General features: G+C 73.3%; 15 protein-coding genes and 1 pseudogene. 11 read left to right on the top strand and 5 right to left on the bottom strand.

Features of this window, described 5'->3' with window-relative positions; genetic code table 11:
- Positions 1-52 precede the first annotated feature (52 nt).
- From ACFVIU_RS15510 to ACFVIU_RS15485, 6 genes are all read left to right on the top strand, one after another.
- Positions 53-1,303 (top strand): cytochrome P450, encoded by a 1,251-nt coding sequence (locus tag ACFVIU_RS15510; RefSeq protein ID WP_385842953.1) that lies wholly within the window; start codon positions 53-55, stop codon positions 1,301-1,303.
- Between the two features lie 5 nt (positions 1,304-1,308).
- On the top strand, positions 1,309-2,064 hold the full coding sequence (locus ACFVIU_RS15505; protein ID WP_385843029.1) for an enoyl-CoA hydratase/isomerase family protein: 756 nt from the start codon (positions 1,309-1,311) through the stop codon (positions 2,062-2,064).
- Positions 2,065-2,429: 365 nt separating this feature from the next.
- Positions 2,430-3,305 carry a methylenetetrahydrofolate reductase gene (locus ACFVIU_RS15500; protein ID WP_385842952.1) on the top strand — a complete coding sequence of 292 codons (876 nt, stop codon included), beginning with the start codon at positions 2,430-2,432 and terminating at the stop codon, positions 3,303-3,305.
- Positions 3,306-3,376: 71 nt separating this feature from the next.
- A complete protein-coding gene (locus tag ACFVIU_RS15495) occupies positions 3,377-3,559 on the top strand; it encodes a hypothetical protein (RefSeq protein WP_385842951.1) in 183 nt (60 codons plus the stop codon).
- 122 nt (positions 3,560-3,681) lie between these two features.
- Positions 3,682-5,199, top strand: a complete 1,518-nt coding sequence (locus ACFVIU_RS15490) for a DNA-3-methyladenine glycosylase 2 family protein (protein WP_385842950.1) — start codon at positions 3,682-3,684, stop codon at positions 5,197-5,199.
- Complete coding sequence (locus tag ACFVIU_RS15485; protein WP_385842949.1) at positions 5,196-5,684, top strand: methylated-DNA--[protein]-cysteine S-methyltransferase; 489 nt, start codon at positions 5,196-5,198, stop codon at positions 5,682-5,684. Before ACFVIU_RS15490 ends, ACFVIU_RS15485 begins: the two co-directional genes overlap by 4 nt.
- Here ACFVIU_RS15485 and ACFVIU_RS15480 read toward each other — a convergent pair.
- Positions 5,669-6,412: an NAD-dependent deacetylase gene (locus tag ACFVIU_RS15480; RefSeq protein WP_385842948.1), complete on the bottom strand. Its 744-nt coding sequence runs from the start codon at positions 6,410-6,412 to the stop codon at positions 5,669-5,671. The genes ACFVIU_RS15485 and ACFVIU_RS15480 overlap by 16 nt on opposite strands.
- Positions 6,413-6,631: 219 nt before the next feature.
- Here ACFVIU_RS15480 and ACFVIU_RS15475 point away from each other — a divergent pair.
- The 3 genes and pseudogenes from ACFVIU_RS15475 to ACFVIU_RS15465 form a co-directional block, all read left to right on the top strand.
- Positions 6,632-7,399: pseudogene (locus ACFVIU_RS15475) on the top strand (MFS transporter); the annotation flags it as partial.
- A gap of 139 nt (positions 7,400-7,538) precedes the next feature.
- A complete protein-coding gene (locus ACFVIU_RS15470) occupies positions 7,539-8,195 on the top strand; it encodes a hypothetical protein (protein WP_385843033.1) in 657 nt (218 codons plus the stop codon).
- A gap of 105 nt (positions 8,196-8,300) precedes the next feature.
- Entirely contained in the window at positions 8,301-9,809 is a 1,509-nt protein-coding gene (locus tag ACFVIU_RS15465; RefSeq protein ID WP_385843032.1) for a hypothetical protein, read from the top strand.
- A 223-nt stretch (positions 9,810-10,032) separates the two neighbouring features.
- Here ACFVIU_RS15465 and ACFVIU_RS15460 read toward each other — a convergent pair whose 3' ends face one another.
- The 3 genes from ACFVIU_RS15460 to ACFVIU_RS15450 are packed head-to-tail and all read right to left on the bottom strand — an operon-like array spanning position 10,033 to position 12,251.
- Entirely contained in the window at positions 10,033-10,527 is a 495-nt protein-coding gene (locus tag ACFVIU_RS15460) for an NUDIX domain-containing protein (RefSeq protein WP_385842947.1), read from the bottom strand.
- A gap of 28 nt (positions 10,528-10,555) precedes the next feature.
- A complete protein-coding gene (locus ACFVIU_RS15455; RefSeq protein WP_385842946.1) occupies positions 10,556-11,641 on the bottom strand; it encodes an ADP-ribosylglycohydrolase family protein in 1,086 nt (361 codons plus the stop codon).
- 40 nt (positions 11,642-11,681) lie between these two features.
- Positions 11,682-12,251 carry a hypothetical protein gene (locus ACFVIU_RS15450; RefSeq protein ID WP_385842945.1) on the bottom strand — a complete coding sequence of 190 codons (570 nt, stop codon included), beginning with the start codon at positions 12,249-12,251 and terminating at the stop codon, positions 11,682-11,684.
- Between the two features lie 343 nt (positions 12,252-12,594).
- Here ACFVIU_RS15450 and ACFVIU_RS15445 point away from each other — a divergent pair, with 343 nt between their 5' ends.
- Positions 12,595-13,533, top strand: a complete 939-nt coding sequence (locus tag ACFVIU_RS15445) for an Ig-like domain-containing protein (protein WP_385843027.1) — start codon at positions 12,595-12,597, stop codon at positions 13,531-13,533.
- A 12-nt stretch (positions 13,534-13,545) separates the two neighbouring features.
- On the opposite strand, the gene ACFVIU_RS15440 is transcribed toward ACFVIU_RS15445, so the two are convergent.
- Entirely contained in the window at positions 13,546-14,214 is a 669-nt protein-coding gene (locus tag ACFVIU_RS15440; RefSeq protein WP_385842944.1) for an NAD(P)-dependent oxidoreductase, read from the bottom strand.
- A gap of 151 nt (positions 14,215-14,365) precedes the next feature.
- Here ACFVIU_RS15440 and ACFVIU_RS15435 point away from each other — a divergent pair, with 151 nt between their 5' ends.
- On the top strand, positions 14,366-15,502 hold the full coding sequence (locus tag ACFVIU_RS15435; RefSeq protein WP_385842943.1) for a glycerate kinase: 1,137 nt from the start codon (positions 14,366-14,368) through the stop codon (positions 15,500-15,502).
- Positions 15,503-15,607: the final 105 nt, after the last annotated feature.

The raw sequence follows: 15,607 nt of genomic DNA, 5'->3' as shown, positions 1-15,607 counted from the left end.
GCAAGGGGTATGCATGGCGGCGGCCGATCAATTGGATCAAGGAAGGGCCGTTGTGGAGACCGCTGCGATAAGACCACCTGCCGACAGGCGCCGTACCGTCTCGCTCTTCTCCCGTCTGCGGACGGCACAGGGACAGGCCAACCCGTTCCCTGTCTACGCCGAACTCAGGTCGAGGGGCGAGGTCGCGGCGGCGCCCTGGGGCGGGTACCTCCTCACCGGCTTCGACGTGTGCGACCGGGTGCTGCGCAGCCGTGACTGGCTGGAGCCGGACAGCCGCTGGCGCGAGCAGCAGGGCTCCGGCACCCGGTGGACGGCGCCCTCCTCGCGGGAGATGAGCCGGACCCTGCCCGCGCTCAACCCGCCCGAGCACACCTGGGTGCGCCGCGCGGCGGGCATGTTCGACCGCAGCTCCCTCGACCAACTCCGCGGCCCCGTCGCCCGGTTCACCGGCCGCAGCCTCGACACCCTCGCGGAGCGGCTGCACGACGGTGAGGCCGACTTCAACGCGCTGGTCAGCGAGGAGCTGCCGGTCGCCGTCATCGGGCACTGGCTCGGCCTGCCGACCGCCGACCACGCGCGGCTGCGCGAGCTGACCCACGACCAGGTGTTCACCCAGGAACTCCTGCCCTCGGCCAGCCAGCTGGCCCTCTCCGACGCGGCCACCGCGGAACTGCGCACCTACTTCACCGACCTGGTGCGGGAACGCCGCGCACGGCCCGGCGACGACCCGGTGTCCCGCTGGCTCGCCGTGTGGGACACCCTGGAGAGCGACCGCGACAAGGCCGACGAAGCCGTCTACTTCCTGGCCCTGTTCGTGCTGCTGGCCGCCCTGGAGACCACGGCCACCCTGCTGTCCACCATGACCCTGCTGCTCCTGGACCACCCCCGGCAGTGGCAGCGGCTCGTCCTCCAGCCCGACCTGGTCCCCGCCGCCGTAGAAGAATCGTTGCGCTACGACCCGCCCACCCATGTGATCAGCCGCGTCTCCGCACGCGACTGCGTCCTCGGCGGCGTCGACATCCGCAAGGACGAGATGGTCCACCTGCTGGTCGGCGCGGCCCACCGCGACCCCGCCCGGCACCCGGACCCGGAACTGTTCAACCTGCACCGCAAACCGGGCCACCTCGCCTTCAGCGGAGGCGCCCACTACTGCCTCGGCGCGCCCCTCGCGCGCATGGAGGCCCAGACCCTCCTGCACCAACTGGTCACGCGCTTCCCGCGGCTCACTCTCGTACGCCGGCCGACCTGGGCCCCGCGCGTGGCCTTCCGCCGCCTGCTCAACCTGGACGTCACCCTCGTATGACCGACATGACCAGCCTCTACGACCCGCTGCCCGGGACCGCGTTCGACACCGACCAGGACGGCCCCGTGCTGACCGTCCGGCTCGGCGGCGACACGCTCACCCTCGCCGTCCTGGACGGACTCCTCGCCCTGCTCGACGGTCTGCACGAGCGGCCCGACGTCCGGGTGCTGCTGCTGACCGCCGACGGCGACGACTTCTGCCTCGGCGCCGACCGCGCCGAGTACCAGGCGGCCCTGGACGCCGACCCCACCGGCGCCGCCCTGCGCCGCATCGCCGACAAGGCGCACCGGGTGTGCGAGGCCCTGGAGAACACCCACGCCGTCACCATCGCCCGGCTGCACGGCAAGGTCATCGGCGCCGGCCTCGCCCTCGCCTCCTACTGCGACCTGCGCGCGGGCGCGGACGACTGCCGCTTCCGCATGCCCGAGATCGGCATCGGCCTCCCCCCGGCCTGGGGCGGCGCCATGGGCCGGCTGGTCGCCGAGGCCGGCGCGTCCCGCATCCGCGAACTGATGCTGACCTGCGACACCTTCGACGCGGCCACCGCACACCGGCTCGGCCTGCTGCACCGTACGGCGCCGCGCGAGGACCTGGACCGGGTGATCGGCGCCTGGGTCCGCCCGCTGGTCCGCCGCTCCGCCGAGGCGGTCACCCTGACCAAGCGGATGCTCGCCGGCTACGCCCGCGCCGCCCGCACCGCCGACCCCGGCCTGCTGGACGCCCACCTCCTCACCGCCCAGCTCACCCGCCCCCGCCCCTGAAACACCGTCTCCCCGCACCGGCCGGCCCGGCAGCACGTCCCCGCGGCCGGCCGAGTCGTGTCCCCTGGGGCACCGGGCGGCGTCCGGCGTCCGTGCCGTGCGTGGCATCATCGGCCGAGGTTCCGAACGCGGCCGCACCCAGGGCCTGTCTTTCGGATCAGGTCGGCTGCGGCGCCGGAGCCTTCTCGGCCGACCCGAGCGGGGTCTGGTGCGTGCAGCTGCAAGGCGGAGGACCGAGTCGACGCGGAGCGTCGGCGAGGGACGACAACGCGGCAGATGTGCGTGCCAGGGCCCGCGACGCCGGCAGGATCCGAAAGACAGGCCCTAGCCGCCACCGGCCGTACCCAGCCCCCACAAGGAGCACGATGAACCCCGCACGCACCGCGTCCTCCTCGCCGGCCGCGCCGGCCGCCTCCCTGCTGGAGGACTTCTCGCTGGAGATGACCGGCAAGGACGTGCCCGCGCTGGAGGAGGCGCAGGGCAGCATCCCGCGGGGCACCCGGATCAACATCACCTTCCTCGCCAACGAGGACCTCGGCACCCGGCTCGCCGCCGCCCGCGCGGTCAAGCGGCTCGGCTTCGTCCCCGTCCCGCACATCTCCGCGCGCCGCCTGCCCTCCCGCCCCGCCCTGGAGGAGTTCCTCTCGGCGCTGGCGGCGGACGGCACCGCCGAGAACGTCTTCGTCGTCGGCGGCGACCCCGCCCGCCCCGAGGGCCCCTACCCGGACGCCCTCTCCCTCATCCGCACCGGCCTGCTGGCCCGGCACGGCGTCCGGCACATTGGTATCAGCGGCTACCCGGAGGGCCATCCCGCGATAGCCGACGGCACGCTCTGGTCCGCCCTCACCGACAAGGCCGCGGCCATCGGCGCCGAGCGGTTCACCGGCGATGTCATCACCCAGTTCGGCTTCGACGCCGATCCCGTCCTCGGCTGGCTGGAAGCGGCCCGCGCCCGGGGCGTACGGCTGCCCGTCCGCATCGGCGTGCCCGGACCCGCCGGAGTCCGCCGGCTGCTCGGCTACGCCACCCGCTTCGGCGTCGCCACCAGCGCCTCCGTGGCCCGCAAGTACGGCTTCTCGCTGACCAACCTCATGGGCACCACCGGCCCGGACCGCTTCCTGCACACCCTGGCCGAGCGGTACGACCCGGCCCGGCACGGCGAGGTGAAGGTGCACTTCTACACCTTCGGCGGCCTGCGCACGACCGCCGAATGGATCAGCCGCTTCCGCGACCACCACTGACCGCCCCCCGGGGGCCTACGGCGCGCACGCATCGGCAGCGGCTGGGGGAGGGGGAGGTGAACACGGGTGGCATGGGTGAGCCTGCCGAGTTCGACCAGCCCGCCCAGCCCGCCCAGCACGCCCCCACGGCACCCGCGGTGCCAGCCCGGGGCACGTCGACCGCCCTCGACCAGCCCGCCCAGCACCCCGCCCACGGCGCTGACGGCGCCGGTCCAGGAGGGCACTGGCGGCGGCTGAGGGAGGGGAGCGCGTGAACCAGGACGGTACGGGGGCGGCCTTACGGAAAGGGGCGCCCCCGCCCCCTCGCTCACAGCCGCGCACGCACGTGTCGGATTTCCGCCAGCCGTGTCGGGGGCCGCTGCACGATCCTGGAGGCATGCAGAACGCGACGCACCTCGACCGGGAGCACTGCGTGCGTGCCGTGCAGTCCAAGGACGCGCGGTTCGACGGGTGGTTCTTCACGGCCGTGCTGACCACCCGGATCTACTGCCGGCCCAGCTGCCCCGCCGTCCCGCCCAAGCCCGAGAACATGACCTTCCTGCCGAGCGCGGCCGCCTGCCAGCAGGCCGGGTTCCGGGCCTGCAAGCGCTGCCGCCCGGACACCAGCCCCGGCTCCCCGGAGTGGAACCAGCGCGCCGACCTGGTGGCCCGCGCCATGCGGCTGATCGCCGACGGAGTGGTGGACCGCGAGGGGGTGCCCGGGCTCGCCGCCCGGCTCGGCTACAGCACCCGGCAGGTGGAGCGCCAGCTCCTCGCCGAACTGGGCGCCGGCCCGCTCGCCCTCGCCCGCGCCCAGCGCGCCCAGACCGCACGCCTGCTGATCGAGACCACCGCGCTGCCCATGGCGGAGATCGCCTTCGCGGCCGGCTTCTCCTCGATCCGCGCCTTCAACGACACCGTCCGCGAGGTCTTCGCCCTCTCCCCGAGCGCCCTGCGCGCCCGCGTCCCCGGCGACCGCGCCACCCCCGCCACCCCGGGCACCCTCACTCTGCGGCTGCCGTTCCGCGCCCCGCTCAACCCGTCCAACCTCTTCGGCCATCTCGCCGCCACCGCCGTACCCGGCGTGGAGGAGTGGCGCGACGGCGCGTACCGGCGCACGCTGCGCCTGCCGTACGGCCACGGCATCGTCGCGCTCGCCCCCCGCCCCGACCACATCGCCTGCCGCCTCACCCTCAGCGACCTGCGCGACCTCACCGTGGCGATCAGCCGCTGCCGGCGGCTGCTCGACCTGGACGCCGACCCGGTCGCCGTCGACGGCCGGCTGGGCGCCGACCCGCTGCTCGCCCCGCTGGTCGCCGCCGGCCCCGGCCGCCGGGTGCCACGCACGGTGGACGAGGCGGAGTTCGCCGTACGCGCGGTCCTCGGCCAGCAGGTGTCCACGGCCGCCGCCCGCACCCACGCGGCCCGGCTGGTCACCGCGCACGGCAAACCGCTGGACGACCCCCAGGGCGGCCTGACCCACCTCTTCCCGGCCCCGGACGCGCTCGCCGCCGTGGACCCCGAGACCCTGGCGATGCCCCGCACCCGGCGCGCCACCTTCACCCACCTCGTCCGCCAACTGGCCGACGGGACGCTTCACTTGGGCGTGGAGTCCGACTGGGCGGAGGCCCGCTCCCGGCTCCTCGCTCTGCCCGGCTTCGGCCCCTGGACCGTCGAGGTCATCGCCCTGCGCGCCCTCGGCGACCCGGACGCCTTCCTCCCCACCGACCTCGGAATCCGGCGCGCGGCACGCGGGCTGGGGCTGCCGTCCACCCCGGCCGCGCTCACCGCCCGCGCCGCCGCCTGGCGGCCCTGGCGGGCGTACGCCGTGCAGTATCTGTGGGCGACCGACAGCCACCCGATCAACTTCCTCCCGGCACCCGGCAGCGACCGAGAACACAAGGACATGCAGTGAAACAGCACACGGTCATCGACAGCCCGTACGGCCCGCTCACCCTGGTGGCCGACGACGGCGTCCTCTGCGGCCTGTACATGGAGGCCCAGCGCCACCGTCCGCCCGAGGAGACCTTCGGCGACCCCGACGACACCCCCTTCGCCGAGGCCCAAGAGCAGCTCGCGGCCTACTTCGCCGGCGAGTCCAAGGAGTTCACGCTCGAACTCAGGCTGCACGGCACGCCGTTCCAGCGCAGCGTCTGGGAACAGCTGCGCCGCATCCCCTACGGCGAGACCCGCTCGTACGGCGAACTGGCCGACGCCCTCGGCAACCCGGGCGCCTCCCGCGCGGTGGGGCTCGCCAACGGCAGGAACCCCATCGGCATCATCGTCCCCTGTCACCGGGTCGTCGGCGCGGGCGGCAGCCTCACCGGATACGGCGGCGGCCTGGACCGCAAGAAGCGGCTGCTGGACTTCGAGGCGGGGACGGCTCAGGCGCTGTTCTGAGCCCGTTCGGCCAGCTCGCGCAGCAGCCTGGGCAGCGCCGTGCCGATCGGCTCCCGTACGACCTCGTCGGCCAGTTCGTCGTACGGCGTCGGCTCGGCGTTGACGATCACCAGCCGGGCGCCGTGGTCGGCGGCGACACCGACCAGCCCGGCGGCCGGCTGGACCTGGAGGCTGCTGCCGACGGCGAAGAACACGCTGCACGCCTTGCTGACCGACAGGGCCTGGCCGAGCACCTCCGGGTCCAGCCGCTCCCCGAACATCACGGTCGCCGACTTCAGCACGCCTCCGCAGACCAGGCACGGCGGATCCGCCTCGCCGGCCGCCACCCGGGCCAGCGCCTCCTCCATCGGCCCCCGGGCATGGCACCGGGTGCACACCACGCCGTGCGCGCTGCCGTGCAGCTCCAGCACCTTGCGGGCGGGCATCCCGGCCAGCTGGTGCAGCCCGTCCACGTTCTGCGTGATCACCCGCACCGGGACGCCGGACCGCTCCAGCTCGGCCACCGCCCGGTGCGCGGCGTTCGGTTCGGCCCGCAGGCTGCTGGTGGCGCGCCGCATCTGCCAGGACCGCCGCCGGATCTCCGGGTCCCTCATGTAGTACTCGTACGTGACGAGCTTCTCGGCCTCCGGATCCCGCCGCCACAGTCCGTTCGGGCCGCGGTAGTCCGGGATACCGGAGTCGGTGGAGATACCGGCGCCACTGAGGACGGCGACGAGCGGTCTGTTCATGGGCCGAGGGTAGGACGCCCATGCGCGTGAGGCGAACGGATTCCAGGGCGCGGCCGGCCGGGCGGCCGGATCCCGGTGGCCGGCCCCACGGCATCGGTGGCACCATCGCGCCCAGGACGGTGACCAACCCGGACGGCACCGGACCCCACTGGGCCGAATGCCGGTCTTCCGGGCGCGTCGGCGCGGGGGCCCGCGGGGACCGGGCTACCGTCGACCGGTATGCGGCGCGGAAACACAGGAGACACCGCGGTGCCGGAGGCCGGGCCACGCACTGCCCCGCTGCCGCTGCCGCTCATCATCGGACTCGCCCTCGCCTTCACGGTCACGGTCGTCGACCCGCTGGTGCTCAGCCTGAACATGCCGGAGGTCAGCCGGGCTCTCCATGTGCCGCCGCAGGGGATCGGGTTGCTGGGCGGAGCGGCGACGCTGGTGATGGCCGCCTCCGTTCTCGGCGCGGGCAGGCTCGGAGACGCCGTCGGCCTCAAGCGGCTGCTGATGCTGGGACTGGTCGTCGTGACCGTCGTCGACCTGCTCGCCATGCTGGCTCCCGGCTACGGCTACCTGCTGACGATGCGCTTCCTGGCCGGGCTGGGGATGACCGCGCTGCTGGGAGTGCCACTGGCCCTGCTGAAGGTGTCCGTGGCACCGGAGAAGCGACCGGTGGCCATCGGTCTCCTGATGGCCGTCGACGTGATCCTGTGCGGACTGGTTCCCGCGTTCACGGGCTGGGCGGTGGAGGCCGTCGGCTGGCGGCTCCTGTTCCTGGTCGCCCCGCTGCTGTGCATGGTCTCGCTCTGGTTGACCGCCCGGTACGCCCCGGAGTCGTCCGTCCGGCAGGGCGGTCGCCTCGACATGGCGGGTATCGCCCTGATCGGCCTGACCCTCCTGGCCCTCGTGGTCGGTCTCGCCGCCGCGCAGAACGGCGTTCTGCGGTTCCAGACCTGGGTGCCGCTGCTGATCAGCGTCCTCGCGGCCGTGCTGTTCGTGCTGCACGAGCGGCGCACCCCCGAGCCCGCACTGGACCTGACGCTGTTCCGCAGCGCACCGTTCAGCGTCGCCCTGGCGGCGACCTTCACACTGAACTTCCTGATCGCCGGGTTCGGCATCGTCCTCGGGCAGTTCGGCAGTGGTGCTGGCCCTGTCCCCCGAGTCCGTCGGCCTGCTGTATCTGCCCGGCACGCTGCTGATCGCCGGTGCCGTGACCCTGGCCGGGCGCCTGGTCGGGACGTACACCCCGCGGCCGGTGATGGTCACCGGCCTGCTGGTGATGACGGGAAGCGGGCTGCTCATGGCGGCCACCGCCGGCCCGACCATGGCGGTGTGGCTGCTCGTGCTCGCCACATGGATGTGCAACCTCGGGTCGGTGGTCGCCTCCACGTCGGTGTCCGAGACCGTGCTCTCCCAGGCACCACCCGGGCGTTCCGGCACCGTGGCCTCCGTCCAGATGGCGTTCGCGGTGACCGGCGCCGCGTTCGGTCCCACCGTCTACCTGCTGATCCTCGACTTCTTCTTCCGGCGGCAGTGGCAGGCGGACGCGACGTCACGCGGGCTGTCGGTGACCCAGGCCGATCAGGCCGTGACCGCCGTGCGCAGCGGGATGGCACAGAGCCCGGGCAGCACCGTGTACGACCCCAACCTGCTCCGCCAGGCCTCCGGACTGGACCTCGGGCTGGACTTCGCCCAGGGACTGCGGCTCACGATGCTGACCGTCAGCGTCCTGCCCTTCGTCGTGGCGGTGGTGGCCTTCATGCTGATGCCCCGCCGCCGGGCACCCCGGGCGTAGGCGCGGCTCCTGCCACGGCGGGGCGTCGGCCGGCCCGGTGGCGAACCGACCTCGGCGCTCCTAAGGTGAAAACGGAGTCGCTTTCACAGGAGTGGCGGAGCCCCCATGGCCGTGAAACCGCGTCCATCACCTCCGGCCCCGACCGGTTCTCTCACCGCCCGGCCGGAATTCGACGCAGTGGTGCGTGACTTCTCGCTCGATGACGGACCCGCCAGGCTGAGTTACCGCGTGCACGTCGGGCGTATGTCCTTCTCCTCCACCATCTCCTACAGCTCGATTCCGGCATGGTCCGACGTGTTCGGTCCCATGCCGACCCGGGAGAACGGTCTGCGACTGGTCAGCTCGCTGATCGCCTGGGATGCCATGCGCTTCCTCGCGCTGGGGGGCGAGCGGCTTGTCCTGCCGCCCGAACTGCCCTGCGATGCCGTGATCAGCAGAGCCTGGCGGCGCTGTTTCCTGAGCCAGTTCGGTGAGTGGCGCTACCGCAACGGGATCCGGTACCGCGACGGCGCACCGGAACTGCTCTCTCCCGCGCACTCGTCGGCCGTCGTGCGCGGCGGAGGCGGCAGGCCGCAGGCCGGAAACAGGGCCCTGCTGACCAATGGCGGCGGCAAGGACACGTTGGCCGGAATGATGATCCTCGCCCGGAGCGGAATCGAGCACGACGTGTACGAGGGGTACCTGCCGGTCGGCGGCGGGCATGACCTCCAGCGCCGGCTGCTGGACGAGGTGAGGTCCGGTGCGGCGGCGCCGGGGACCGGGGTCGTCCGTGTGTACGTCCAGGACGACTTCTACCGCCGGCCGGCCGCGGAGTTCGCCGACGCCGGTGTGACGGTGGACCACTTCCACACCGACTTCGCGGTCGGGCACACCGCTTGCTACGTCGGCTACATGCCGGTCATCCTGCACGGCGGCCATGAACGCGTCTGGTTCAACATCGAGCGGTCCGCGGATGACGCTCACGTGAGGTGGGACGGCGAGGAGATCAACCATCAGTGGCGCAAGAGCGCGGAGTACCAGGCGATATCGTCGCGTCTGTTCTCGGAGCTCACCGGCTGCGACTGGTTCACGGGGTTCGATTCCACGCTGCGCGGCCTCTACGACCACATGATCTACCGCGTGGTCGCCACCCGGCCGGACCTGCTTCGCCGGACGCATTCGTGCAACTACGCGAAACCTTGGTGCGGCCGATGCCCCAAGTGCTGCTACTGCTATCTCATGACGGCCGCGTTTCTGGGTGAAGATTACGCCCGCGGACTTCTCGGGGTGACGGAAAGCCTGTTGGCGGATCCGCGGAACCTTCCGGTCTGGGAGTCCCTCATGGATGCGTCGCAGGTGGCGTGGGAATGCGTACCGTCTCGTCAGGAAGTCGTCACCGCAGCGGAGCAGTGCCTGAGCCGGGGCATCGATCACCCGGTGCTGCGCCGGTACGCACCCGGGCCCGCGACGGCGGCCCGGCTCCGGGCCCGCTTCACCGGCATCGACTGGTCGCGCGTTCCCGCCCCGATCGCGGAAGCCGTGCGGGACCTGGCGCGCGAATCCGCCGGGCCTGCAACGGGCCTCCCCGGGGCCGGCGAACCGGCACCGGCGGCCCGCGCCGGGTGCCGTCCGTGACCCCATCGGGCGCGGAACCGTCCAGAGGCGCGGGCTGCGGCCCGTGAAGAGACCCTGCGCGAGGGGGACCCCGAGCCGAGGGGCGTCGGGGACCGAGCCGCTCAGGGCGGCGGCCGCACGGGTGCCGTCGCCGCGCGCATACCCCGTTCCGTCAGGCGGGAGAGGTCGGGCAGGGCCGCGGCGACGGCCTCGCGTTCCTACGCCTCGGCGGGCCCCGCGGCCCTCAGGCCACGCGGTGGCCGTTCTCCAGCTCGGCGGTGCCGGAGCCGTCCGCGAGGATGTCGAGCGCGGTCAGCACGCGCCGCCCGAGCGCCCCGGGGAGGTGGTCGGCGAGTTCCGCGCGCGGGACCAGCCGCCAGGACAGCAGCTCCTCCTCCTGCAAGCGGATCGCCTTGAGGTCGGTCTCGGTGAGCACCCCGCCGTCGTACAGGTACGCCACCAGCGGCGGTCGCCCCGGGCCCAGCACCCAGTCCACCGCCAGCAGCCGGCCCGGCTCGCGGTCCAGGCCGATCTCCTCCAGCGTCTCGCGGCGCGCGCCCTGGCGCGGGGACTCCCCGTCGTCGGACTCGACGGTGCCGCCCGGAAGGGCCCAGCCGTCACGGTAGTTGGGTTCGACGAGCAGCACGCGGCCCTCGGCGTCGCGGAAGAGCGCGGCGGCACCCACGAGGACGCGGGGCAGGGACGCGATGTACGAGGCGAAGTCAGGCGTCGAGGTCATTCAGGAAGGGTATCCAGCCGCGGCCGGGCTACGGCCCGCTCGTCACCAGGCGCAGGGTGCGTTCGGCCAGCGCACTGATCCGCGTCCCGTCGAAGCCGAACACCGCGCTGCGCACCGTGTCCTGGAGCGGTTCCTTCCATTGGCGGGGGATCGCGGCCGCGCCGGTCAGCACCCCGGCCACCGTGCCGGCCGTCGCCCCGTTGGAGTCGGTGTCCAGGCCGCCGCGCACGGTCAGGGCCAGGGTCCGGGTGAAGTCGCCCGTGCCGTACAGCAGTCCGGCGGTGAGGACGGCGGCGTTGGGCACGGTGTGGATCCAGCCGAGCCCGGCGGTCTCCGCGGACAGGGTGGCCACGGTCTCCTCCCAGGCCAGCCCGGTCTCGTACAGGGTGATCACCCGGCGCACGGTGCGGGCGAGCCGGCTGCTCCCCGGGATCACACCGAGCGCGGTCTCCAGGGCGTCCCGGACGGCGGGCGCGGTGAAGGCGGCCGCGACCAGCGCGGCCGCCCACATGGCGCCGTAGACACCGTTGCCGGAGTGCGACAGCACCGCGTCCCGGCGGGCCAGCCCGGCCGCGCGGGCCGGATCGCCGGGGCAGGTCCAGCCGAAGACGTCGGCGCGGATCAGGGCGCCGATCCACTCCTGGTAGGGGTTGTCGTACGTCGCCGTCAGCGGCGGCCTCAGCCCGTTGGCGAGATTGCGGTAGGCGGCACGCTCGGCGGTGAAGGTCTGCCGGTACGGCAGCCTGAGCAGCCACAGATCGCCGACCTGCTCGGTGCTGAAGCCGAAGCCGTGGGTCTCCAGCAGATGCAGTCCGAGGATCGCGTAGTCCACGTCGTCGTCGCGCACACTGCCGTGCACCCGCCCGCGCACGCAGTCCCGCCACTCCGGGCGCAGGTCGGCGGCGTCGGCCGCGTCGGCGGGTTCCGGGAGGTAGTCGGTGAGCGGGAGAGCGGCGGCCCGGCGCAGATAGCGGTCGATGCGCTGCCGGGTCCACACCTCGCCCTGCTCGACCGGTTTGCCGAGCATGTTCCCCGCGATCCGGCCGAGCCAGCCGCCGTGCACGCGGTCGGCGAGATCGGCGGGGTCCATGGTGGCGGTGGGTGTGCTGCTCATGGGTGGGGTGTACCCGTTTTCCCGGACCCGCCCCGGCGGGTCAGGAGCCGTACAGCTCCGTCATCTCGGTGATCTTGCCGGCGCTGTTGACGGCGATGTCGTAGTAGTTCTCGCCGTAGCAGTCGCTGGTGTCGACCTTCGGGCCGGTGTCCTGCGCGGTGCCGTCGGCGCAGATCCGCACATGCGAGATGCCGCCGTTCTGCGCGGTCATCTTCTTCGGGCCCTTCTTCATGTGCAGCGGGTAGATCGGGGTGTCGCCCGAGGCGACGGTGTACGTGTTCTCCTTGCCGTTCGCCTGGTAGAAGGCACCCTCGTCGGGGTTGCAGTTCTGCGTGGCGTCCTTGGCGGTGATGGTGTTCATGGCGCCGGAGACGCTCTCGACCAGGACGTACTTGTGGCCCGGGGCGAGGGTGTGGCAGCCGCCCTTGGCGCCGCCCTTGTCCTTGGCGCCGCCCTTGCCGGCGGCGTCGCCCTTGGCGCCCTGGCTCGCGGTGGCGGAGGGAGCGGCGGTGCCGGTGGCGTCGGCCCCGTCGTCGGGCCCGCAGGCGGTCAGCGTGAGCGCGGCGCAGGCGAGCAGGGTGGTGGCCAGGGCATGGCGGATGGACGACACGATTCCCCCGATATGGTGCGGCCGGGCATGCGGGGCCCGGGTAATGGCATGGAAGTGGGACCGCGCGTCGCTGTGTCGACCGACGTCGGGGCCCGGGTCGAAGATCGACCCGGGCCGGAACTATATAGCCATGTGCATGTCTTGATCGCAGCGCTTGCGTCGGCGGGCGTGTCCGTGGCGCCGCCGGGTTTTTGGGACACGCTTTACACAACGCGCGCAACTGGGCCCCGGGATCACACTGTCTGACAGGGAGTCGGGCCCGTGTGGGCCGAGGAGCGAGAGAGCGGGGCAGGTCGTGGGACGGCGCAAGGGCGGCATAGGGATCGCACTGGTCACGGGTGCAATGCTGGTGAGCGCGACCGCCTGCGGCGGGGGCGGCAGCGACAAGACGAGCACGGACGACGCGAAGGCGCCGGGCAAGCCGAGCGCGACCGCCTCTCCGTCGCCGACGAAGCCCGCGGGCCCGCCGATGCTCCTGGAGACGATCACCCCGCAGTCCAACGCCACGGTCGGCGTGGCCATGCCGATCTCGGTGGTCTTCACCGACCCGGTGGCGGCGAAGGCCCGGGCCGCGGTCGAGAAGCACCTGAAGGTGAGCGCCTCCCAGCCGGTGACGGGCGCCTGGCACTGGTTCGGCGACAAGCGCGCCGACTGGCGGCCGAAGGACTACTGGCCGTCCGGTACGAAGGTGAAGATCGACGCCGATCTGACCGGCGTCACCAACGGCAACGGACGCTACGGCGTGCACAACTACACGCACACCTTCACCATCGGCGACGACGTCCGCGCGGACGTCTCGGTGACCGGCCACACCATGAAGGTGAGCCGCAACGGCAAGCCGGTGCGCACCCTGTCGATCAACGCGGGCAGCCCGCAGTACCCGACGTGGAACGGCACCATGGCCGTCATCGACAAGCAGGAGAAGGTCCACATGACCTCCTGTAGCGTCGGCATCAGCTGCCAGAAGGGCAGCCCCAACTACTACGACCTGACGCTGCCCTGGGACGTTCACCTGACCCAGTCCGGCACCTATGTGCACTACTCCACCGGCGACCCCAACCCGGGCAGCGGCAGCGCCCGCGGCTCGCACGGCTGCGTGCACCTGTCCATGTCGGACGCCAAGTGGTTCTACAACCAGGTCAAGCAGGGCGACCCGGTCACCATCACCGGCTCGTCCCGCGCCAAGGCCTCGCCCGACAACGGCTACGCCGACTTCAACCTGGGCTGGACCGAGTGGCTCGCGGGCAGCGCCGCCGGGGAGGGCACGACCGGGACGCTGTGACGGCGGCCCGGGTCAGCCCCGGGCGTCCCACACGAGGGGGGCCTGGCGCACCCAGGTCCCCTGTTCCACCGCGTCCAGCAGGAAGCCCGCGAGGCCGGCGCGGCTGAGCCACATCCCTGGCTTGCCGTGGCCGGCCTCCGCTGTGCGTACCGGGGCGCCAGCCGGCCGGTGCCGGTCCGTGAGGGTGACGGCCCGGGCGAGGGTCCAGTCGGTGCCGGAGGCACGCACGACCCGGTCGACGCCGTGGTGGTCGGCGAAGCTCGCCCTGATGCGGGACGCCCTGACGAAGGCCCTGGCCACCGGGTTCATCCGGGCCCAGTCGTCCCCGGCGCCCCGGGTGGAGACCAGGACGATCCGGCGGATGCCCTCCTCGCCCATCACCGTGAGGGTGTCGCGGGCCGCGTCGGTCATGAACATCGGCGGGCTGACGGGCCGGGCCCAGGGATTGTCGGAGGCGCGGGCGTTGTTGAGCGCGCTGATCACCGCCTCGCTGCCCCGGGCGGCCCTGCGCAGATCGCCGAGGTCCGCGGGCGTGCCCCGGATCAGCTCGACGCCGGGCGGGGCCTGGACGGCGTCCGGATCGCGGACCAGCGCGCGGACGCGGTGCCCCCGGGCGGCGGCCTGGGCGAGCACCAGGCGTCCGGTACGGCCGCTGCCGCCGAGGACGAGCAGGTTGGTCATGGACATCATCGTCCCAGCCCCGGCAGCCTTCCAGCCCTCGGTCGGGGCATGACGGCGAGGGCCCCCTGAGGTTAAGGTCGCAGCGGCGCGACTGGCCCTGACGTGCGCGGGGCCCGGAGAGCAAGGGGAAAGCAAGGTGGCGGACGCTGCAATGGACGACACCCGTCGGGTGCTCATCGCCGCGGACAAGTTCAAGGGCTCGCTGACGGCCGTACAGGTCGCCGAGCGGGTGACGGCCGGGCTGCGCCGGGCCGCGCCGAACGTCTCGGTCGAGGCGCTGCCCGTGGCCGACGGCGGTGACGGGACCGTGGACGCGGCCGTCGCGGCCGGTTTCGAGCGTCGCGAGGTACGGGTCGCCGGGCCGCTCGGCGACGAGGTGACAGCGGCGTTCGCGCTGCGCGGCGACACCGCGGTGGTGGAGATGGCGGAGGCCAGCGGCCTCCAGCGCCTCCCGGCCGGGGTCTTCGCCCCGCTGACGTCCTCGACGTACGGCTCCGGCGAGCTGCTGCGCGCCGCGCTGGACGCGGGCGCGCGGACGATCGTGTTCGGCGTCGGCGGCAGCGCCACGACCGACGGCGGCGCGGGCATGCTGGCCGCGCTGGGCGCCCGGTTCCTGGACGAGGACGGCGAGCCGGTGCCGCCGGGCGGCGGCGGGCTGGCCTCGCTGGCCCGCGCGGACCTGTCCGGTCTCGACCCGCGCCTCGGCTCGGTGGAGCTGGTGCTCGCCAGCGACGTCGACAACCCGCTGACCGGCCCGAAGGGCGCGCCCGCCGTGTACGGCCCGCAGAAGGGCGCCACGCCGGAGGACGTGGCGACCCTGGACGCGGCCCTCGCCCACTTCGCGAAGGTGCTGGAGGCCGAGGCCGGTCCGCGGGCCGCCGGGTACGCGGCGTCCCCGGGGGCCGGCGCTGCGGGCGGCATCGGCTACGGCGCGCTGCTGCTCGGCGCCCGCTTCCGCCCCGGCATCGAGGTCATGCTGGACGTCCTCGGCTTCGCGCCCGCCCTGGAGCGGGCCTCGCTGGTGATCACCGGTGAGGGCTCGCTGGACGAGCAGACGCTGCACGGGAAGGCGCCGGCAGGGGTTGCCGCGGCGGCGCGGGCGGCGGGCAAGGAGGTCGTCGCGGTGTGCGGGCGGCTCGCGCTGCCGCCGGAGGCGCTGGGGCGGGCCGGGATCCGCCGGGCGTACCCGCTGACGGAGGTCGAGCCGGACGTGGCGACGTGCATCGCGGAGGCCGGTCCGATCCTGGAGCGGGTCGCCGAGCGCATCGGCCGGGACTTCCTCGGCTGACGGCCGTACGGACGTGCGCAGGGGGCGGTACCCCGGCGCGCGGCCCCCCGGGCCCCCCCGAAAGGGCGGGGATGGGGGAGGGCGGGACAGTCCGCACGCACACAA

Origin of the sequence: Streptomyces sp. NPDC127190, assembly GCF_042672505.1 — a bacterium.
In the GTDB taxonomy this organism is placed as follows: domain Bacteria; phylum Actinomycetota; class Actinomycetes; order Streptomycetales; family Streptomycetaceae; genus Streptomyces.
The sequence above is the reverse complement of the archived record's forward strand: the minus strand, read 5'-3'. Positions and strand labels throughout refer to the sequence as shown.